This window comes from Sessilibacter corallicola, assembly GCF_021290925.1.
GTDB lineage: Bacteria > Pseudomonadota > Gammaproteobacteria > Pseudomonadales > Cellvibrionaceae > Sessilibacter > Sessilibacter corallicola.
Genome location: NZ_JAJSLX010000002.1, coordinates 947258 through 969799 on the forward strand (window position 1 = coordinate 947258; position 22542 = coordinate 969799).

Genomic DNA, 22542 nt, shown 5'->3' on the forward strand with positions numbered 1-22542 from the left:
AATTTTTATTAAATTAATGTCATTGTCATATTGGCAAGGACACACCAAATCACCAAATATAGTGGCGACAGTTTTAAGCTGTTCAAAATACCAAAGCCAATAATTGCAATAATCACTTCGTTAACACTGGGAATCCCAGCGGTAAAAATTGGGTCATAAAGTGCTGCGCCTAAAATTCCGACGACGGCGGCGTTCACGCCTGCGATAATGCCTTTTGTTTTTGCGTTACTCGATATTGATTGCCAAAAAGGAAGCGCTGCCGATACCAGTAAAAAACCCGGTAAAAACATAAAGGCTACGGCGATGGCAACGGCAAGCGTTGAATTTTCAGCGCCGGGAACCAAAGCACCAACGTAAGCAGACAGTGCGAACATGGGACCTGGAATAGCTTGAGCGGCGCCATAACCCGACAGAAACTGTTCTTGAGTGAGCCATTGATTATCAATGATTGAGGTTTCTAAAAGCGGTAACACCACATGGCCACCACCAAACACCAGAGCGCCCGCTCGATAGAAAACTTCCGCAATTGTGACTAGCACCGAATTAAAAGGTACTAATAAAAGCACCGCCAACAATACCGCAAAAATACCAAATAATACGGTTCCCGTTTTCCGTCCGTAGCTCACCGGCAAGCTGTGGTTTTGTGGGGTGCTCTCTGGATGATGAAAAACGCTGCTTATTGCACCGGCGATGATGACCACCAGCAACTGAGCCACGGCGCTGTCGAACAACAAGACAGCACTGGCGGATGCTAACGCCAACAGCCGGGTGAGTGTATGTGCGCACAGTTTTTTCGACATGCCCAGCACTGCGTCGGCAACGACCACAAACGCTACAATTTTAAGCCCGCCAATTGCTGCTTGTCCGATGTCGGATTCTAGGCTAGGTAACAAGCTTGCGAATACTACGAGGAGCAGAACAGACGGTAACGTAAATGCAATAAAAGCAGAGATGGCACCTAACCAGCCCGATTTAATCAAGCCAATGGCGAATCCCATTTGGCTACTCGCAGGGCCTGGCAGGAATTGGCAAATTGCCAAAAGTTGACTGTATTGGTTTTCATTTAGCCAGTTTTTTCTCTCGACAAATTCTTTACGAAAATAGCCGAGGTGAGCGACAGGCCCACCGAACGATGTGCATCCTAATTTTAAAAAGGTCAGTAATACGTCAATAACGCGAATGGAGTGGGTGTTTTTCATGTGTTGTGCGAACAGATTTAATCAAGGTGGAAAATTTGCGTCATTGTACAGGTTTGTGGGCTGATTTTTTTGCTGTCTATAATTCACTGATTAATTTGTATTAGCATTCTAACTGCAATCAGAGGTTCCTATAATTAGAATACGCAGCTACTAATATATGCGTAGGTTTGCTAGTTACCCCAGTTCAATCGTCTACTGGTTGAATAAAAATAATGGTCTAACCGCAGGTTGCTGTCCATTGTGATTGTCGATCGCGCACTACAAAAATAACAGTGGTTGTTAATAAACGTTTTCGTATTTACCGACGTCCAAGCCCCCAAGATAAAAAATAATTTCTATTCTTTGTGTATAGCCTGTAAATGGAGTGATTCTCATGATGCGGATGCCCCGCGCATTATTACCTGTTGGTGTAATAGTAATCACTATTGCTGTTGTGTTTGTTCTAAATGCCAATAAGCCGGAACCTGAAACCAGTGTTGAGGAGCCGCGTGCTCGATCGGTGTTTGTCGACAGAGTTAAAACTGGCGAAGGCGTGCTTAATATCGTCACCCAAGGTGAAGTGCAATCGCGTACCGAGATTAACCTTGTTGCAGAGGTGAGCGGAAAAATTGTTTCGGTGTCTCCTGAATTTACCGAAGGCGGCGTGTTCTCGGCTGGCGAAACTCTACTGAAAATAGAAGATAGCGATTACCAGATTGCTGTGATTAATGCTCAAGCCGAAGTTGCGCGCCAGAGAACCATTGTCGATCAAGGCATTGCCGACGCTGAAGTTGCCCGACAACAGTTGGCGGGCAAAAATGCGTCTGCTCTCGGATTGAAGCAACCGCAGTTAGCTGAAGCGCGAGCGGGGCTGTTAGCGGCACAAGCGCTCTTGCAACAGGCAGAATTAAACTTAGCGCGAACTGAAGTATCGCTGCCGTTTTCCGGTCGAATCCGATCCGAATCTGTGGGCTTGGGCCAATACGTTACTGCCGGTTCAACCCTTGCCGAAGCTTTTTCAACCGAACTTGCCGAAATTCGTGTGCCTCTTACTGATACACAGCTGCAATCCTTAGGTTTGCCAATCGGTTTCCAATCCTCCGAAGAATATGCCCCCCAAGCGCGTGTGTTTGCTCAGGTCGCTGGCGAAGTGCGCCAGTGGCAAGGTCGACTGATTCGTGTTGAATCGGCGTTTGATTCCGATACACGTGTTCTTTTTGCAACGGTTCATGTTGATCAACCCTACAGCGAAGAAACCATTGCCCTTTCAGGCATGCCTCTGGCCGTTGGCCTATACGTTACCGTAGAAATTGAAGGCCAAACCGTGGACGAGGGCTTAGCGATTCCGAGAGACGCCCTACGTACCGGCAGCAAAGTGTATGTAGTTGACGACGGCAAGCTCGATATTCGCCAGGTTACTATCCAGCACTCTTCGGAAGACGAAGTAATTGTTACGGCGGGGCTCAGCTTGGGTGAGCAGGTTGTTGTGTCTGCGGTCCGCGATCCTATCCAAGGTATGCGAGTATCGCCGTTAGAGTCGGGTTCGGCGCTTCAATCGGCCGGTCAAGCGGAGGCAGTTCAGTAATGAAAGGAACCATTGCTTGGTGGGTAAAAAATCCCGTTGCCGCCAATATGTTAATGATCGGGATCGTTATTTCTGGCATGTTAGGTTTTTGGAAAATGGAGCGGGAATTTTTCCCAACCATTCGTGTAACCGAAGCCATTATCAATGTCACATGGCCGGGTGCGGCGCCACAAGAAGTGGAAGAACAATTGGTGATGCGTATTGAAGAAGCAATCACCGATATGGATTCCGTTGAGCGATTGCGTTCTACCGCGAGCGAAGGCTTGGCAACGGTGCGCGTTGAGGGCTTACCGCGTACCAACACCATTCAGTTTATGAATGATATTCGCGCGCGAGTTGATGCCATTCGCAGCTTCCCCTCTGATATTGAACCACCGCGTGTGAGCCAAAATATCTACCGCAACGAAATGCAACGTATCGCCGTGCACGGAGATGGCTTTACCGAACGTGAACTGAAACGACTGGCTGAAGATTTACGAGAAGAAGTTGCTCTGTTGCCAGGAATTTCTGTGGTCGAATTATTTGGTATTCGCCAAGAAGAAGTTTCGGTGGAATTATCCGAAGCGGCAATGCGACAGTACGGAATTGATTTTGATGATGTCGCACGAGCCATTCGAGCCAGTTCGGTAAACACCTCTGCCGGGCGAGTTCGCACCAATACCGGTGACATCCAACTGCGCGCCAAAAATATTGCCAACACTCAAGACGAGTTCGAAAACATTATTGTTCGTCAAAATGATGCTGGCGGTATTATTCGAATCAAAGACGTCGCTACAGTTGTTGACGGCTTCGAAGACGAAGATATTTTAGCTACGTTAAACGGCGAACCGGCTGTGTTAATTCAGCCGATGACCACCGAAAATATGAACGTGGTATTGGCCAGTAAATCGTTGCGCGAATGGATCGATAATCGTCAGCAAACGTTACCCGAAGGAATGAAAATAACCCTGTGGGACGACAGCGCTGATGCCTACAACAGCCGCATGAAAACCATCACTAATTCGGCCCTGTATGGTTTGTTGTTGGTGTGTTTGGTGTTGTTACTTACCTTGCGGCCTAAAGTCGCTATGTGGGTATCCGTTGGTATTGCAACCGCCTACTGCGGTGCTTTTATTTTGCTGCCCTATACCGACGTTTCGATTAATTTTATTTCCACGTTTTCGTTTTTATTGGTTCTGGGTATTGTTGTCGACGATGCCATTGTGGTTGGTGAAAGTATTCACCGTGAAGGCGGGGGCAACGGTGGCGCTGATGCCGCCATTCTTGGAACGCAGTTGGTGATTAAGCCGGTGGTTTTTGCGGTATTAACCACAATGATTGCTTTTGCACCCTGGCTGTTTATTTCTGGCGAAGATGCACAAATTACGCGTCAAATTTCAATCATTATTATTTGCGCGCTGAGCTTTTCTTTAATTGAAGCGTTTTTAATTCTTCCTGCGCATTTACGTAAGTTAGAGCCACCCAAAAATAAGACCAACTGGTTTACGCGACTTCAAGGTCGAATTGAACACAGCTTAGTTTTCTTCGCCGACACAACGTATCGTCGTTGGTTGGAATCCGCCTTATTTCATCGCTACACCACGGTGGCAATATTTTTCGGCGCCTTCATGGTGAGTTTAACCATTCTTACCAGCGGTTGGTTGAAGTTCGATTTTATGCCCGATATTGAAAGCGACGTGGTGGTGGTTGACGTTAATTTACCTGACGGCACACCTTACACCCGAGCTTTAGAAATATTAAAACAATTGCAAACGGCCGAAGAGCAATTGGTTTCTGAAGTTAAATCGCTTTCGCTAGAATCGGGTGGCAGTGGCGAACTAATCGAAAATTGGTATACGCGATCACGTCGAGACAATGTTATTGCCATCGTTAAACTTGTTCCGCCCGAGGTTCGTCATTTAACGGCAAAAGAAACCGCTGATCGCCTGCGCGAATTAGTGGGTGAAATTCCCGATGCTGAGCAAGTTTCATTTAATCATTCGCTAAACGGCTGGGAGCCCGATCTGGAATATTCGGTCAGTCACAGCGATATGTCTGTACTTCGTGAGGCGGCTGCAGCGTTGGAAGAAAAACTGCGCGAGTACGACGCCACCTACGATGTTCGCAGCGACCTTCAAGCCAACACCGAAGAATACCGACTGCACTTACTGCCGGGTTCAGAAAAACTGGGCATTACTCTCGCCGAAGTTTCTCGCCAAGTTCGTCAGGCGTATTACGGTGAAGAAGTGCAGCGGCTTGCCCGAGACGGCGACGACGTTCGCGTCATGGTACGGTACCCCTCGCGTACTCGTACAAATTTAGAAAGCTTGGAAAATTTCCGAGTGCGTTTGAACGATGGCCGTGAAGTACCATTATTAGCCGTGGTTGAAATCGAAACCTTCCCTGGTGTGAATCGCATTGATCGGCGCGAAAGAAAGCGTTCCGCCGTTGTCAGTACCGAAATTTCAGGCGATCAAAGAAATTTAATTCAAACCGATTTGGATGAAAATTTCTTCGAGCAATGGAAGCAAGATTTTCCGGGCGTGGCGCTAGGGGCGATTGGTGAAGCCGAAGGTGAAAAACAGTTTATTCAAGAAATTACCAGCTTGTATGTGATTGCCTTATTTTTAATGTACGCACTGATAGCCATTGCCTTTAAATCCTACTGGCACCCATTGTTAGTGTTAACCGCAATTCCCTTTGGATTTATGGGTGCTGTGTTTGGCCACATTTTGTGGGGTGTTCCCATGGCGCTGTTTTCTTATTTTGGAATTGGTGCCGCAGCGGGTGTGGTTGTCAATGATAACCTCGTATTATTAGACGCGGTGAATCGTGCAAGAGAAGCAGGAAAATCGCCAAAAGAATCGATAATTATTGCGGCGGTGGGTCGCTTCCGCCCAATTTTGCTGACCTCAGTAACCACGTTTGTTGGACTGTTGCCTATGATGCTTGAGCGATCAATTCAGGCGCAATTTCTAATCCCGACGGTTATTTCTTTGTCATTCGGTGTGCTGGTGGCAACCTTCGTGACGCTACTGCTTGTACCCGCATTGTATTTGGTGGGTGAAGATATTATTCACTTGTTTTCAAAAAGAAAGAAAGCTGTCTCCGAAAACCAAACCCTCGACGAGGTTGGCGCACCAGTAGCTGTGACGGAGAAAGTATAAAACTTGAAAATAAGAGTTATTAAATAAATTGATTGTTTTCGGTAGCGACAAGAATAACCATAATTTCTTGTTGTTACTGAGAATAAAATTTTGAAATCTTATTTTTGAATTTCTGTTTAAAATTAATCAGAAGTTAGATTAGGAAAGATTAAAATAAAAGGCGTAAAAAAAGCCCCCCGAAGAGGGCTGCAGGAGAGATCACGAACGAGCAAATAGGTTCAGATAAAACTAGTTGCTTACTTAGTGAAACGAATTAGTGTTTAAGTTACTCAATAATAATAATGAATTATGAGACTTAGTTATCGATAAAAATTAGTTCTGTCTTGTAGAAAAATTTACCGATCAAGAATCAATTTCAAATTAATATGATGCGTTTTAAATTCTTAATTTGAATGAACTGCCTACCGAATTGAATAATAAATAAAATATTTTTATTCAGGCTTTCAATCTATCAATAAACATGGATTAAGTTAAATTTAAGTTTATCTCAGTGAATGCTGAGTAACTTATTTTTAGGTGGTGTTGTATTGATATCCGGGTGTCGGTATTAATTGTTGAAGCAAACAATAATGTTGAGCGTGTGTTCTTTAAGAGTACTTCAGAAGGTTTTACATTTGGCCTTACCGTCGGTGTGAACACATACACTGTGTCCACACCGACGTTGTTATCGTCTATCCGATATTAGAACTTGTAAGCAACACTTGCTTGGAAGTGTCGTGGAAGTTCTGGTAAAACAATTTGGCTACCGAACAGATTCGGGAAGTTAGCACGGAAATATTCTTCGTCCGTTAAGTTTTTCCCGGTAAGGCTGAAAGTAAATTGATCTGTTTCGTAGAACACACCGGCATTAACAAGTGTGTAAGACGGTAATTCTACGGCTTGTGAGAAGCCAGAGAAGGTTTCCTCAGAATGAATAATGCTGGAGTTTACCGCAAATCCATTTCCGAAATCATAAGTACCGGTTAAGGTATAAATGTTTTCTGGAATACCGGCTTTACGAGCATTTGGTGAGAACGAAATACCGTTAACAACACCGCCGTAAATTAACGAAGGATCAACACCTTCTGGTAAATCTTCGGCACCAAAGAAACTAAAGCGACCGTTACCGTTTGATTCCGCATCCAAGTTAGTTACTTCAACGCGAGTATAACCTGCGGTTAATACAAGACTTTCGTTAACAACCCAACGAACTTCAGCTTCCAAACCTTCGGTTAAATCAGCAGAGTTAGTTACGATGGCTTGGGCGTTAAAGTCGGTACGCTCTTGCTCGTAGTAAGAAACAGCAAAGTAAAGGCTATCGTTTAAGAAGCTGCCTTTTAAACCAAATTCTTCAAGAGTTGAGGAGTCAACCGACGCACCGCTAGCAACGTTTGCGGTATTAATTTCCGCACCTTGACCGGCAATAACGGTAGTTTGTTCTGAGAAGGTAACGTAAGGAATTAAACCAATCGGAGAGTCGTAGCTTAAGCTGACGTTCCAAGAAACCGCGTCTTCTTCATTTTCTGCGCTAATAGGTGCAGTGATGTCTCCAGGGGTTGGGTTCAATGGATCAGCTGCGAACGGGCTAACTAAGAATTGGCCGTCAGGAGAAACAGTACCAAAACCGGAGGTAGGGTTATTTAATAATAACAAGTCTACCGGCGTGCTGCTTTCAATATCGATAAAGTCGTAACGTGCACCTAAGACAACGCTGATTCCTGAATCAAAACTAAAATCGGCTAACACAGCAAGACCGTAGTCGATGTAGTCGCCTTCGTAGTATTCGGTGTAATCATCGTTAATTTGTGTGGCTAATAATCTGCGGTCCAATGAGGTGGATGGGCCGGTTAGATCACGGCGGTCAAAAAATTCATTGGTAAAGTCATCGCCGTGTTTAAAGTCGGTGTAACGAATAGAAGGTGATAACTGCAACGAAGTTGTAAATGTGTCGAATTCAAACGCTTTTGAAAAAACTAATTTGTCTTCAATAACAAATGAATCGTGGAACTGAGAAAAGCCGTAAGCATTTTCATTTAAGTTGTCGTAGGCATCGTAGAACAATTGGTTTTTAATTTCCCAACCGCTATCGGTGGTATAGATGATATCGAAGTACAACGTAATTGCTTCGTTTTCTAAGGTATCATCTTCGGCTACGAGAACGTCGCTGCCATCAAGCTGAGCGGTGCCAACATTTTGCAGTGCTAATTCTGGGTTTAGTGCTTCTGCGGTAATTGAATCTTGTCCAAAGAAGAATTGACTAACTGGTGCTGCAAAATATTCTTGGTGCGAAATAAAGCCGTCGCCGTCGGTATCAAGCGGCGTTGGTGTACCTGTAATGTAAGTGCCGTTATCAATCAAATCTTGAGTCAAGCGGTTCCAACCGGCAACCTGATTACCTTCGAAATCGTGGTACATACCGCCCCATTGCAGGCGAAGGTTGTCGCTAACGTCCATATCAAATGACGCTTGCAAAATGGTTTGCTCGGTTGCGGTATTGTCGTAGTAACTGCCAGAATCTTCATATTCACCGTAGAGGTAGTAACCAACGTTCTCAGCCAGTGGGCCACCAACTTCTGCTGTGAAAACTTCTTTGTCCCAGCTGCCGGTTGTATAACTCACTGCACCTTCGTGCTCTGTTAAATATTGACCGCCATCGGCACGGGAAGATTTAGGGTTGAAGTTTAAGTAACCGCCAATTTTTGCTGGACCGAAAATCGGTGACGCTGGACCGCGAACAATATCAACACGGCTAGATGCACCAATGGGTGTTGGGTAGTTACCTGGGTTGTCCAGACGTTTTACGCCACGGAAATAGGTTTCGCCCGGAGTACCGCGAACGTCCAATGATCCGGCAACACCGAAAAAGGATTGTGTAAATGTACCTGGTGCAAAGGCAACCAGCTCGTCGATATCGTCGACATTAAAACGTTCAAGCTGTTCAGCACTGATGGTAGACGCGGATCTTGGTGTTTCTAAAAGAGACTTTCCGAAACCAAAAATTTCTACGTCTTCACCAGGCAAACTCCCGAGAGAACCTTCAACAATCACTTCTTCAATTCCGTCAGTGTTGGTTTGGGCCTGCGCGACGACGGAAGTCATTGCTCCTACAGAAGCGAGTGCCACGGCCGCTGTAAGTGGCAATAGGTTAAAGGATGTTGCTTTCTTCATGGTTCCCCCTAAAGGCGTGTAATAGATTACCGAGCCGTTGTTTGTGGATGGCTCGAGTAAAAATGATTCCTGGGTGTTTACATACTTCGGCATGTAACGGATAGCGATGAGTTTTCCTGATATAAAAGTCAAACTCTTCAGTGTTTTAACCAAGCTTCTTTGTCTTGGTTTAGTTTAAGTTTTGTTCAATTACAAAGCAGCGTTAACTGTTAATGAGTACAACTCGGCGTTTGAATCGGTTAATGCGAATTCTAAGTAATGTTCACCAATAATTCAGCAGTTAGTTTGCATAAATGGTGCCATATACTTGTCTATGTGGTCAGAAAATGCGGAAAGCTGATGAAATAAGCGCCGCAGAAGTGTCGGTATTACCTAACTTTTAAAATTTCTAGTCGTTAATAGTGAGTGCGCTTTCAATCATGATGCACGCTCGATGCAGGTGAAGTATTTTGGTGCAAATGATTTAGAATTTTTTTAGATAATGTTTTAGCTTGATTGACGTAAATTTATGGGTGTTACTCTTCTGATGTTAGGAAATTATTAGGGCAGAAATTGTTAAATCAGCGACTTTTTAACAAGAGTCTGTTAAAGAAAGAGGCTCTTAAAAAGAGTCTCGTAAAAAAAGAACCTCTTGAAAAGAAGTTCTCAAAAAAACCTTTTAAAAGGAATCACTCGAAAAGAACTTCCGAATAAAGCGATTATTTATCAGAAATTTCTAAACCCTAATTTATCAGTGGTTTCTTAATTGTTTGGCTAATTGACCGTGCAAACTTTTTAATTCTTCTGCATCGATTGCGCTGTGCTCAAAATTATTAATAACCCATTGCCCGGCAACCATTAATTTTTCCACGCGATGACCACCACAAATTACTAATGCAGCAAGCGGATCGCCAGCGCCCGAAAACCTGAGTTCGTTCAAATTAAAAATGGCCAAATCCGCTTGTTTACCCACGGATAATTCTCCGATGTCCGAGCGATGAAACACAGAAGCATTGCCTGATGTGGCAAAACCGAGCACAGTTTCGGCGGTGATTTTTTCCGCACCGTACACAAGGCGTTGCTGCAAAAGTGATTGCCGGACTTCGGTAATCATATTTGAACAATCATTTGATGCCGAACCGTCTACCGCTAAACCGATGCGACAACCTGCCTGCTGTAAATCTAATGTTTTGCACATGCCCGAGGCCAATAACATATTCGATGTTGGGCAGTGGGCAATACCTATTTTTGCATTCCCGAGTTTTTTAATTTCTTCGTCAGTAAAATGAATGCCGTGAGCTAACCAAGTTCGTGAATTCAACCAACCGCACTGTTCAAGATAATCCAGAGGTCGCACACCGTATTTTTCCAGGCAAAAATCATTTTCGTCTTCGGTTTCGGCAAGGTGTGTATGAAGCAAGACATCGTATTGTTCTGCCATTTGAGCCGATTCAATCATTAAATTTTTTGAAACTGAAAAAGGTGAACAAGGAGCCAGTGCTAATTGAATCATCGCTCCATCTTTGCGTTCATGGTAAGAGGTAATTAAACGCTCGCTTTCTTTTAATATCACATCTTCATTTTCGACCACGGAATCCGGCGGTAATCCGCCTTGAGATTCGCCCAAACTCATCGAACCACGTGTGAGATGCATGCGACAACCGAGCGATGTTAACGCCTCTATTTGAATATCAATGGCGTTACTGATGCTGGGCGTGAAGACATAATGGTGATCAGACACTGTAGTTGCACCGGACAACATTAATTCCAGCGCGGCCAATTTTGACGATATGGCGATCATTTCCGGGGTTAGATTTTGCCAGACCTTATAAAGACTGGTTAACCAAGGAAACAATGGTTTATTCAACGCGGCGGGTAGGCACCGTGTTAATGTCTGGTAAAAATGATGGTGCGAATTAATTAATCCGGGAATGAGTACACGGCCGCTCAGGTCAATTTCCTGATCGACGAGAACCGTCGGTTTATTATTGCTGGCAACTAACTCTACGATTTTATCGCCTTGGACGACAATACCGTTAGTGGCATCTTCGTGGTTGCCGGTAAATACGGCGTCAGCATTTTTCAACCATAAAGTCTGTTGCACTTGGTTGGATTGGGGTGAAGCAATCATTTCTGAAGTAGTCATGTTTAATGCGTGCGGTTAGTTTTTATTTTTCGCTGTTGACTGCGATATCGTTACTCAGTATTTCTGTCTCTGTTTTTTCGTCGCTAAAAATAAGCTGCATGACGATTGCAGTGATACCGGCGATGGCAACGGGAGAGGAAAATAAAATTTGAATAATAGAAGGCGTTTTGGCTAATACATTGGGAACCATCATACAACCCAAACCTAACCCCAAAGACGTTGCAATGATGAGTGATTTTTTACGATCGAATTCAATATTCGCCAATATGTTCACTCCGGCCACAGCGACCGTGGCAAACATGACCAGTGTGGCGCCGCCTAATACAGGCTTTGGAATTTGTTGCAAAACGTTTCCGATAAAAGGAATAAACCCCAGTAGAAGAATAATTGCCGCGACAAAAAAGCCCACGTAACGACTGGCGATTCCGGTTAAGCGAATAACGGCGTTATTTTGCCCAAAGGTTGTGTTTGGGAATGTACAAAAAACAGAGGCTATTAACGAATTGACGCCATCGGCGAGAACGCCATTGCGTATGCGTTCGATGTAACTCTTGCCTTTAATAGGCAGGCCACAAAACAACGAGTTTGCGGTGAGATCCCCCGAGGTTTCAATGGCGGTTAATAAATAGATAAACGCAATCGGTAAAAACAGTTGCCAATCAAACGCAAAACCGTATTTAAAGGGAATCGGAATCACAAACGTTGATGTGGATGCAATGCCTTGGAATTCGAATATGCCGAAATAATAGCCGGTGGCAGAACCGACGAGCATGCCGATTAAGATTGACGACAACCGAAGCCAGTTATTGCTGCTGGCATTGAGTGCAATGATGATGAGAAGCACAAAAAAGCCGATGGCTAAAAAGGAGGGTGCCCCGAAATTGTCGGCGCCGTATCCGCCGGCAATATCCGTCATTCCCACTTTTATCAGCGAGACGCCGATAGTGACAATAACAATTCCCGTCACTAAAGGTGTGATGATTCTTCGAAGTTTGTGAATAAATTGGCTGAGAACAATCTCAATAAAAGCGCCGAAGAAACAAATCCCGTTGAGCATGGCGATAATTTCTTCGTTACTGCCACCTCTGTTTTTGACCGTGAAGCCTACGGTAATCAACGAACCTAAAAAGGCAAAGCTGGTGCCTTGCACAGCAATTAATCGAGATCCTACAGGGCCAATACCTTTTACCTGAATAAATGTGGAGATACCCGAGACGATTAACGCCATGCTCAGTAAATAAGGTATTTCCTCTTGCAAGCCGAGAGTGCTTCCGATAACCAAGGTAGGAGTAATAATGCCGACAAAGCTTGCCAATACATGTTGAACAGCGGCGGTAACGGATTGAGCGATGGGTGGTTTTTCTTCCAGGTGAAAGAGAATATCGGAATCTGTCTTCATAAATTAGGGCAATCTCTGGTTAACTCCACGAACGATGTGCTTTCTTCTGGGAAAACAGGCAATGGAGGTCTAACGGGTTAAATCCAACCAAGCACCAAACAAGTACTAAATCCAACCAGATACCAATATCCAACCGAATACTAATACCCAACTGAATACTAATAAAAGCAGGAATAGCAAAAGTAGGAAAAACGACTGAATCTCAATGAGCGCGACCTTAAATTTTACCTTGCAAGCAAACCATTGAGCTTGCAGCAGCAAATATTGGAACCAATCAGAATTTTCTGTCGTACTAATTTGGTGCTTTCAAATTCTGTTTGCACTAAGTGTGCCCGAATCTGTATTGGTTGTTCTATTTTCACTGATCCAGATCCTGGAATGGAACAGTTTGAGTTATAAAATAATCGAATAAACGATGCTCTGATGTAGATAGTGTTTGCTTTTTAGAAGATGTCACCGGTTTTTTCTGTTTTATGCGTGATCAATTCATCAGACGAGTAACAACGCACTTTTATCATTGGTATCTTTAAATTTTTCTGTCTCAATAGGGTGCAATTATTTGTTGGCTTAAATCCAACGCCCAATATTGGAACTTAGTTAAGGGTCCTCTGATTGGTCCCTTGTTAATCAAGCTGGATATTGGTCCGTACTTAGGGGTATTCCATCCTTGGAAGTGGTAAAAATTCGAACAGACTGTGAGCAAGTTGTACGAGTAGCGCCATTTATTGTGAATAGAACACTTTCCTTTTTACCTGAGCCGACAAGAATTCTTTTGGGTAGGCCGTAAACCGCTACCAAAAAAGGAGTCGAGCGCAGTAAATTTAGAACTTAAGTCGAAGGTGGCACGGTAACTGCTCTAGTAATCGTACCCTATGAGACTTCTCATTGGGTATTCTCTCATGAAGCTTGCTCTTAAGGGGCTGTGCACTGGCCCCGTTTTTTCATCTGAGAGAGTTAGAAAATATTTAATGTAACTGACCTTGTTAACTGTTTTGACGTAACTCGGTTTTTACGTAAGCGAATTTAGGCGTTGTATGATTGCCAGGTATTCCATTATTTTTTAAAAGTAATAATTCGCGCTTTTCTATTTGTAAAATTCTATTGAATTTTCTATTCTGTTTTGCCCGTCGCAAATTACCTTCTGTGTGAAATTCTTCCTACTTGATATTTTTTCGACTTAAAAATACCGGCTTCTGTAAGCTGATTATTTTATTTTGAAATATCCCATCTTATTTTATTAATGGTGTGTCTGTGTTATTCGCAATGCTGATTATAAATTAAATGAGTATGAAATAAATTCCGATGTTTCGTGCGCGATATTCCCGAATTATTACCTACCAAGATGAAAAACCACTTTTACGATTTATTTTCAGCGAACAACTCTGGGTTTGTAGTCTTTAGTTAAGGAGCATCTGATTAATTAATCTGCAATAAAACGCTCGTTATAACTAATCTTTAATTTTTTATGAAAGAACCAAGATTATTGGGTTAAAAACTTAGCAGCTGTTAATTCTGCAGGTTACTGGTTTGCCAACAAACGAATATTTTGATCGTCTCTGAGTTTTTGGTCACTTCCTTGTGCGGTGAAAACCGCATAATTGAACGTTAGATAAAAACGACATCAACTCGGCATGAAACATGCTCCAAGAATAAATGAAATCCATTTTTCTAGGTTGTATATAGAAATTAATATCGCATTACTCGTTTGAATACAGTGGTAGAAATACATAACAGCTCAAAATAGTACGTTGTTGATAGTACTTAATTGATAAACATTGATGGCAAAAATTATGGTGTTTTTGTGTTATTTGCTTCGATTTTATTAATGAGCGGACTAAGGAGAGGTATTATCGTATTTCATGAAACAGCGCAAAAATCTAAGGTATTTAGATTGCCACAATAATGTAATGTCAAATGTTCCGTTTGCAATACTTTGAGAGAGGATGGTTTTTTGTACAATATTAATAATCAAGAGCTCGACACAGTACTGAATGAGTTTATTGAATTACACAGTTTAAAAAAATCCTACATAGATACGGTACATCGTTGGTATTTCCCCCAAATTCAAGCGTTGCTGTCTCGTATTGAATCTCGGTCTGAACCATTTGTCATTGGCATAAACGGTTGCCAGGGCTCGGGTAAAAGTACGCTGGCTGATTTGATCGTTCATATATACACGAGATTATATGAAAAGAAATGCGTCGCTATTTCCATTGATGATTTTTATTTAACCCTTGAAGAAAGAAAACAGCTGGCTGATCGCGTTCATCCTTTGTTTTTAACTCGAGGCGTTCCGGGAACTCACGACGTTTCACTCGCAACGTCTACGCTCAATCAACTGTCGAGTCAGTCTGGTGAGGTTAAGGTTCCGCGCTTTAATAAAGCGTTAGACGACCGTTACGACGAAAATGAGTGGACCCAAGTTGAACCCCCAGCTGACGTGATTGTATTAGAGGGTTGGTGTTTGGGTGCTACCGCTCAGAATGACAAACAACTTAAATCGCCAGTGAATGAATTGGAAGAATTTGAGGACCGAAGCGGTATTTGGCGTGATTATGTCAATCAGTGTCTTCAAGGCGAATACCAAGAGCTGTTTTCTAAAATCGATTATTGGATGATGCTGAAAGCACCTTCTTTTGAAAGCGTGTTCGAGTGGCGTTTAGAGCAAGAAAGAAAATTAGAAACTCATTTGAAAAGCGATACCAATTTTTCTGCCTCTAAAAAAGAGAACAGTTATTCATTTATGAGTCCTCAGCAAATAAGAAGATTCATTCAGTATTACCAAAGAATTACAGAACATTTACTGGATGATTTACCGGATCGATGTGACTGTGTTTTTGATCTCGGAAAAAACCGAGAGGTGCAAGCAGTTAAAAGCAATTAAATTTTTTGTGAGTAAGTTTTAATTATAGTCATTGACTAGAGAAGATATAAAACACAGTTCTGATAACAATTGGTTCTAATTATTGTTTTATTCTTCTCTTTATTCTAGTGTAGTTGTTGTTAAGCCTGTGGGCGGTTAACGCAATAAATTTAGGCTCATAAATGCTAGAAAAATATAATACGTATATAAGTAGATGTGCTGATGGTTGTTATATTAAGTTACGGTGTTAGGTGTGCGTCATGGAAGTTATGATTTTTACTGACATGGACGGTACGTTGCTCGATCACTACAGTTACAGTCATAAACCCGTAGATGAACTCTTGGTCGACTTGCGAAAGCTAACCATACCTGTGATTCCAATTACCAGTAAGACTTTCTCCGAATTAATTCCACTACGATTAGAAATTAAAAGCGCTTGTCCTTTTGTCATTGAAAATGGTGCTGCGGTTGTATTACCTAAAGCGGCATTTCCATTAGCGTCTATGATTTCTAAAGGGGATGATATTGAAGATGCGGGAGATTACTGGATTAAATCCTTCTGTCCCAATCGCCATTATTGGCAATCACTGATTTTCTCCATTAAAGATGAGTTTCCGTGTCAGTTCTCAACCTTTTCAGAATTGGGCGTTGAAGGTGTGGCAGAAGTTACGGGGTTAAGTTTAGGGCAAGCTGAACTTGCCGTGGATCGCCAATATGGAGAACCGGTGTATTGGACCGGTAACGCAAAAGATTTAGAGAAGTTTTGCAGCCGAATAACCGAGCTTGGTGGTTTTACGCTAAGAGGAGGGCGCTTTACTCACGTGTCTGGAAATGTCGATAAGGGTAAAGCGTTGCTGTGGCTTAAAAAGTTGTATGAGAAAAAAAATGGCAAACAAATTAAGTCGATTGCGCTCGGCGATAGCGGTAACGACATTGCCATGCTGCAAGCGGCAAATTTTCCAGTAATCATCCGCTCTCCTGTTCACGAGCCGCCGTTGTTTCAGCAGACAGAGAACAACCGGGTTCCAGCAATGATTACCAGTGCAACCGGCCCTGAAGGTTGGGACGTTGCGGTTAAAGAATTACTTAAAATGATAGGCGTAATGACTTCGCCGAAAGAGGTTAACAACGATGGCTGATTTTCATCAAAACGGTGTAATTACTACGCTTCATAACTTGTCTCCAAGACCGTTGGAAGAACTTGAAAGTGAGCTGGTTAAATTCAGCAAGCAACGGCCGATGGCGCTCATTTTGCCGAGTTTGTATTCCGAGCTTGAAGGCCCGGCCATGCCCAATATTTTGAGCGAATTAGGCAAAGTACCGTATTTGAATCATATCGTTATTGGCTTGGACCGAGCCGATCAATCCCAATACCAAAAAGCGGTTAACTTTTTTTCTGAGTTACCGCAAGAGCATCGAATTCTCTGGAATGACGGTCCTCGGTTACAGGCCCTTGATAACGATTTAAGAAAATTAGGTTTAGCGCCCAGAGAAAAAGGCAAAGGTTGTAACGTCTGGTATTGCATGGGTTATACACTGGCGGTTGATAAAGCAGAATCGGTTGCTCTGCACGATTGTGATATTACGACCTATTCAAGAGAATTACTTGCACGTTTAATTTATCCCGTTGCAAACCCTCGTTTTAACTACGAGTTTTGCAAAGGCTATTACGCGCGTGTTGCGGCCGATAAAATTAATGGTCGCGTTTGTCGATTGTTGGTAACACCGTTATTACGGGCGTTAAAGAAAGTCTTGGGTTATCGAGAATATCTAGAGTACATGGACAGCTTTCGGTATTCGCTTGCCGGAGAGTTTTCGTTTCGACGAGATGTACTAACCGATTTAAGAATTCCCAGTGACTGGGGGCTCGAAATTGGTGTTTTATCCGAAATGCACCGCAACTACGCTCACAACCGACTTTGCCAAGTTGATATTGCACACCGATACGATCATAAGCATCAGGATTTGTCTTTACGAGACAAATCGACCGGATTGTCTCGCATGTCAATTGATATTGCCAAAGCCCTATTTAGAAAATTAGCAACGCAAGGTGAAGTATTTACGCCCGAAACTTTCCGCAGTATTAAAGCAACCTATTTTAGAATCGCTCTGGATTTTGTTGAAACCTATCACAACGACGCGTTGATGAACGGACTGAAACACGATCTGCACGAAGAAGAGAAATCGGTGGAAATGTTTGCTCGAAATATTATGGAAGCCGGGCAAGTGTTTTTAGACAGTACTAATACAACACCGTTTATTCCGAGTTGGAACCGAGTAGTCAGCGCGATGCCGGATGTTCTAGAACGGTTATTGGAAGCAGTAGAATTGGATTATAAGGAGTTCTCTGGTAAATAATGCGTGGGCCCGGTTTTGATTCAATTCCATGTGATTGGCAGTGATAAAGAGTGAGTTTTTAAACGTTGATTATGATTGTGTAATAGAAATATTCGGCTCTAAAACGGCAAAGGCTGCTTAACGGTTCCTTAAATCTCGTTTGAGTACTAAGTGCAACGATATTTGTGTTTACAACAAATAAAAAACTGCTTCATAATTCACTTTTGCACACTGTCGATTGCAGGGAGTTGGGACATCTATGAGTGAGATAATGGATCACTTAAAACAAAAAGTCGCTCATCATTTATCGGTTATTTACTCCGATGTTACGTTGGACATCACCACAGATACGCTTGCCGACGAAGTTATGTCGATAATGCGTCTCGATAGTGAGGTGTGTAATCCAGTTGCTCATCAAAACCATTGGAGCCAAGAAGACGTCATATTAATTACGTATGGCGATAGCATTAAAACTGAGAATCAACCACCGTTACAGACATTGCATGGGTTTTTACAAGATTATTGTAATGATGTGATTACCAGTGTGCATATTCTGCCGTTTTTTCCTTACTCATCTGACGATGGTTTCTCGGTAATTAATTTTTCAGCGGTTAATGAGAGTTTGGGTGACTGGCAAGACATTTCGTCGATTTCAGACGATTACCATTTAATGGCTGACCTTGTTATTAACCACTGTTCCAGTCGCAGCTTGTGGTTTGAAAATTTTAAACTGGGGCGTCAACCTGGTTTGGATTATTTCGTTACCGCCGATCCCAAAGACGATATAGAACAGGTTGTCCGCCCACGTACCAGCCCGCTGTTGCGAGAAACGCAAACTAATGAGGGTATCAAACACGTCTGGTGTACCTTCAGCCACGATCAAGTGGATTTAAACTTCAAAAACCCTGAGGTATTAAAAGAATTTATAGCGATTATTCGGCTTTATTTAGATAAAGGCGTGAAAATATTTCGCTTAGATGCAGTCGCGTTCTTGTGGAAAAAATTAGGGACTCGGTGCATTAATTTAGATCAGACTCATGAAGTGGTGCGTTTGATTCGAACCCTGGTTGAGCATTCATCTGAACATGCAATGTTAATTACCGAAACCAACATTCCAAACCGAGAAAACTTAACGTATTTCGGTAACGCTAATGAAGCGCATTGTATCTACAATTTTTCATTGCCGCCGCTGCTCGTCAATACATTGGTTACTGGTAATTGTAAGTATTTAAAACAATGGATGATGAGTATGCCGCCGGCGCAAAACGGGACGGCGTATTTTAATTTTATTGCTTCTCACGACGGTATCGGCTTGCGTCCAGCAGAAGGTCTTCTCAAAGACGAAGAACTGAATACATTGATTAACACCATGCAATCATTTGGGGGTCGAATTTCTTGGCGAGCGACCAACGGCGGTGTTAATAAAGCCTACGAAATTAATATCGCATTGATCGATGCCTTGCAGGGAACCGTAAAAGGTCCAGATAAATGGGGCATTGATCGCTTTATTTGTGCCCACGCCATTATGTTGTCTCTTGAAGGCATTCCAGGTATTTATATTCACAGTTTGTTGGGTACAGGCAACGATTATGAAAAGGTAAAACATACTAATCATAATCGCTCCATCAATCGCCATCAGTGGGATTACGAAGAGCTTGTCAATCAATTGGGCCAAGAATGGACCCAGCACGCGCAAACCTACTCGCGATTAAAGCATTTAATTAAGTTGCGTGCGGAACAACCTGCGTTTCACCCGAATGCGACTCAGTTTACCTTACATCTGGGCGATCAAATGTTTGGCTTCTGGCGTCAAAGTATGGACCGACGTCAGAGTATATTTTGCATTAATAATATCAGTGACGAAGTGATTAATTTATCGTTGTCCGACATCAATTTAATCAGTACTGACAACTGGTGTGATTTAATCACAGGTACAGTTTACGACTCTATTGAACTTGGAATAGAAGTTCAGCCTTACCAAACGCTTTGGATCAGTAACCTGTAATTTTATTTAAATTACAACGGTTTACTGCCATTTCTCAGTTATCGCCAAAGAGTGACAAATTTACGGTTTATTTTTAAAAATTTGATGAATCGTATTTTTGTTGCTCTTTTGGTTATCAGCTTTCCTACTTTTAATTATAATTATTACTAATCGATTGCTTTTTTTAATTTTTAAAAAAAGTATATTATTTTGAAATGCTGAGTTTTGCGCTAAAGTTGTGTGATGCTCTGGTCGCTCTGTGCTGATTTCGAATTACTCATTAGCCGTTTATCAGTGTGGTAAGAGCTAAATTAGAAAAAAATAATTAGAAAATTAAATTAGCAAGCGCCTTCGATGGATAATTTAATGCCTGTTCTTTTGCTGGTTTTGGCGGCAGTAGGGCTGATTTCGTTATTGTCGTTCCGATACGTTAATCAGCGCCGTCTGCGCAGTCGACAGCGTGAAGGACTCAATCTTATTCAAGCTCTACAGCGAATGCTGTCGCACGTTCAGCGCCATCGTGGTCTGAATTACGGCGTTATGAAAGGCGCTAATGAGCTTGATTGCCAAATTTTGGATTTAAAACATTTCATCAGTGAAGATATTCATAGAATCGAACATTCTAATCAATGGTTATCGACCACCGACTCTTGGGGGACGATAACAAAAACCTGGGCAAAATTGACGAATCCTCACGGAACCTGGATTTGCGAGGCCAATTTTTCAAAGCATAATGAATTAGTAGAGCTAATACTTGATTGTATTGATCTCAGTGTTACTGAATATCAGTTAATCCAGTTACAAACATTCGATACAGACCGCAGCTACGGGTATTTATGGCAAGAATTACTACCCACAGCGGAATTACTCGGGCAAGTCAGGGCGTTGGGTACCGGTATTGCTGCTGCGGGTTATCATAGTGACGAAGATAGAGTTCGCCTGCATGAATTGGTGCGTGCTATTGAGGTGAACATGGATTGTTTGTGGATGAATATTCTAAACAATCAGCAGTTGGAGCGTGATATTGATCTTTTTTTATCGAGTGTTGACGACAGTATTATTGTTAGAAAACCGTCAATAATGCCGCACGAATATTTTAATTTGGGCACAGCAGCCATTGACGGTTTGTACAACCATTACCAATTAGAAATTAATCATTTAACCGATCATATTTTTCGAGAATCACCCATTCACCCAATCTTTAATTCACCTTAACAAAACCTAGGGATTTTTTGCCGGTAGAAAAGGGTCGCTCATAATGCTTTTCATGGGAGTGCCACTCAAGAATAATTGCTTTTTTAACTTGCCAACAAACGATTGTGCACCGCACAAAAATGCGTGAGTTTTCGAAAAATCAATGTCTAGATTTTTGCAAAAATCGTAGATGTTTTCTATTTTAATTCCCTCGTATTCTTCACCCTCTAATGCCACGAGCGATACGTGAAGATTAGGAAATTGCTTTTCCAATTTATTCAGCTCTTCGATGAGATAAATATCGTTGCTATTTCGAGCTCCAGCGACCAAATGGATAGGTTTGTCAAAGCCTTGATTCAGCGCATCTCGGACAATACCGTACAGCGGTGCAAGGCCAGTACCTAAGCCCGCAAGGAGCAGCGTGTTGGTGTTGTCATGGGCGAGTGAATCAGAATAGAAGCAGTGGCCCAACGGGCCTTGGATTTCAATATTTTGATCTTGAACACTAGAACCTTTAATCCACCGGCCAAACACTCCGTTCTCGTAAGTTTTTATGTGCAGCTCAACAGTCGTCTGATCTAATTCGGGAACACTGGCTATGGAATAACTGCGTGTGTGTTGCACGCCAGCGTCGTCGGTGAACAGTAAATTCAGGTATTGTCCTGGGCGGTAATCTAACGGTGCCGAGAAACGCACTCTCAATATTGTGTTATTGAGTGGTCGTACTTCGGTAATTTGTGTGGTGATCGCAGAGTCCGAAGCTTCGCTGGGCAGCTGCACAGTGATGGGATTGCTGGGTACGCAGCTACAAGATAAAAAATAGCCCAGTTCTTTTTCAGGCGAGGTCAAACCCTGTTGGCTCGACGCAGGCAAGTGTGCTTTGCCCTCTGGGGTTACTTGCATTAAACAACATTGACACGCGCCAGCTCTGCAACTGTTTGGAATGGCATGTCCTTCACGCAGAAGGGCTTCCAATACGCTTTCCTCGGGTTTTAAGGTAATAGAATTCTTGTTAAACGTTATTTGGGACGGTTTTATAACGTTTGAGTGGTCTATACTCATTAAGAGGGTCTCGCCTAATTTATTAGAGTTTACTCAATTAAACAGTGTAATGATATTTGTCATTGCTGACAAAATTGGGTTGTTTCGGCTTAAAAAGCGCAGCGGCTCGAGTAAGCTGCGTTTGTGTGATCTTTTTCTCTATTTATACATTGAGAACATCGTCTTTTACGCTCAGCGCAATTTCTACGACGGAATCAATATCTTCTTTAGGCACGTTAAGTTCTTCTAGTGTTGAAACCAAGGCTTCTGCGACTGCGCCAAAATGTGTGTCGGTTAATTGCATGTGTTTATGAGCTTCACGCATGTCTTTGCCGTTGTAGTTATTGGGACCGCCAAAAGCCATTGTTAAAAAAGCTTTTTGTTTGTTGTGTTGTTCTTCCATGTCGGTGGAATCGAAAAAGTGGCTGATTCGATCATCGCTTAACACTTTGCGATAAAAAATATCGACGGCGGCATCAACGGCTGGAGCGCCACCTAATTTATTAAATACAGAAACGTCACTCATTGTCTTCTCCATTGCGT

At 42.6% G+C, this 22542-nt stretch carries 13 protein-coding genes; 7 read left to right on the forward strand and 6 right to left on the reverse strand.

Annotation, left to right across the window (positions count from 1 at the left end; all coding sequences use genetic code 11):
• Positions 1 to 8: 8 nt before the first annotated feature.
• On the reverse strand, positions 9 to 1199 hold the full coding sequence (gene chrA, locus LU361_RS11335) for a chromate efflux transporter (protein ID WP_233088956.1): 1191 nt from the start codon (positions 1197 to 1199) through the stop codon (positions 9 to 11).
• Between the two features lie 373 nt (positions 1200 to 1572).
• On the opposite strand from chrA, the gene LU361_RS11340 reads away from it, so the two are divergent.
• Together LU361_RS11340 and LU361_RS11345 are read left to right on the forward strand one after the other, a co-directional pair.
• Positions 1573 to 2763, forward strand: a complete 1191-nt coding sequence (locus LU361_RS11340) for an efflux RND transporter periplasmic adaptor subunit (protein ID WP_233088957.1) — start codon at positions 1573 to 1575, stop codon at positions 2761 to 2763.
• Entirely contained in the window at positions 2763 to 5909 is a 3147-nt protein-coding gene (locus LU361_RS11345; RefSeq protein WP_233088958.1) for an efflux RND transporter permease subunit, read from the forward strand. Before LU361_RS11340 ends, LU361_RS11345 begins: the two co-directional genes overlap by 1 nt.
• A 681-nt stretch (positions 5910 to 6590) precedes the next feature.
• On the opposite strand, the gene LU361_RS11350 is transcribed toward LU361_RS11345, so the two are convergent.
• The 3 genes from LU361_RS11350 to LU361_RS11360 all read right to left on the reverse strand — a co-directional run bounded on the left by LU361_RS11350 (position 6591) and on the right by LU361_RS11360 (position 12580).
• On the reverse strand, positions 6591 to 9149 hold the full coding sequence (locus LU361_RS11350; RefSeq protein ID WP_233088959.1) for a TonB-dependent siderophore receptor: 2559 nt from the start codon (positions 9147 to 9149) through the stop codon (positions 6591 to 6593).
• A 637-nt stretch (positions 9150 to 9786) separates the two neighbouring features.
• Positions 9787 to 11181, reverse strand: coding sequence for an 8-oxoguanine deaminase (locus LU361_RS11355; RefSeq protein ID WP_233088960.1), 1395 nt, complete (start codon positions 11179 to 11181; stop codon positions 9787 to 9789).
• A gap of 22 nt (positions 11182 to 11203) precedes the next feature.
• A complete protein-coding gene (locus LU361_RS11360) occupies positions 11204 to 12580 on the reverse strand; it encodes a uracil-xanthine permease family protein (RefSeq protein ID WP_233088961.1) in 1377 nt (458 codons plus the stop codon).
• Between the two features lie 1951 nt (positions 12581 to 14531).
• On the opposite strand from LU361_RS11360, the gene LU361_RS11365 reads away from it, so the two are divergent.
• The 5 genes from LU361_RS11365 (at position 14532) to LU361_RS11385 (ending at position 20979) form a co-directional block, all read left to right on the forward strand.
• On the forward strand, positions 14532 to 15464 hold the full coding sequence (locus LU361_RS11365; RefSeq protein ID WP_233088962.1) for a hypothetical protein: 933 nt from the start codon (positions 14532 to 14534) through the stop codon (positions 15462 to 15464).
• 239 nt (positions 15465 to 15703) lie between these two features.
• The gene (locus tag LU361_RS11370; protein WP_233088963.1) at positions 15704 to 16582 is read left to right on the forward strand and encodes an HAD-IIB family hydrolase; all 879 of its coding nucleotides are present in this window, start codon (positions 15704 to 15706) and stop codon (positions 16580 to 16582) included.
• A complete protein-coding gene (locus LU361_RS11375) occupies positions 16575 to 17801 on the forward strand; it encodes a glycosyltransferase family protein (protein WP_233088964.1) in 1227 nt (408 codons plus the stop codon). The genes LU361_RS11370 and LU361_RS11375 overlap by 8 nt, the downstream gene beginning before the upstream one ends.
• A gap of 238 nt (positions 17802 to 18039) precedes the next feature.
• A complete protein-coding gene (locus LU361_RS11380) occupies positions 18040 to 19785 on the forward strand; it encodes a sugar phosphorylase (RefSeq protein WP_233088965.1) in 1746 nt (581 codons plus the stop codon).
• Positions 19786 to 20118: 333 nt separating this feature from the next.
• The gene (locus tag LU361_RS11385) at positions 20119 to 20979 is read left to right on the forward strand and encodes a nitrate- and nitrite sensing domain-containing protein (protein ID WP_233088966.1); all 861 of its coding nucleotides are present in this window, start codon (positions 20119 to 20121) and stop codon (positions 20977 to 20979) included.
• 6 nt (positions 20980 to 20985) lie between these two features.
• Here the strand turns inward: LU361_RS11385 and LU361_RS11390 are convergent, their stop codons facing one another.
• Entirely contained in the window at positions 20986 to 22020 is a 1035-nt protein-coding gene (locus tag LU361_RS11390; protein ID WP_233088967.1) for an FAD-binding oxidoreductase, read from the reverse strand.
• Between the two features lie 142 nt (positions 22021 to 22162).
• Complete coding sequence (locus LU361_RS11395; protein WP_233088968.1) at positions 22163 to 22525, reverse strand: group I truncated hemoglobin; 363 nt, start codon at positions 22523 to 22525, stop codon at positions 22163 to 22165.
• Positions 22526 to 22542 lie beyond the last annotated feature (17 nt).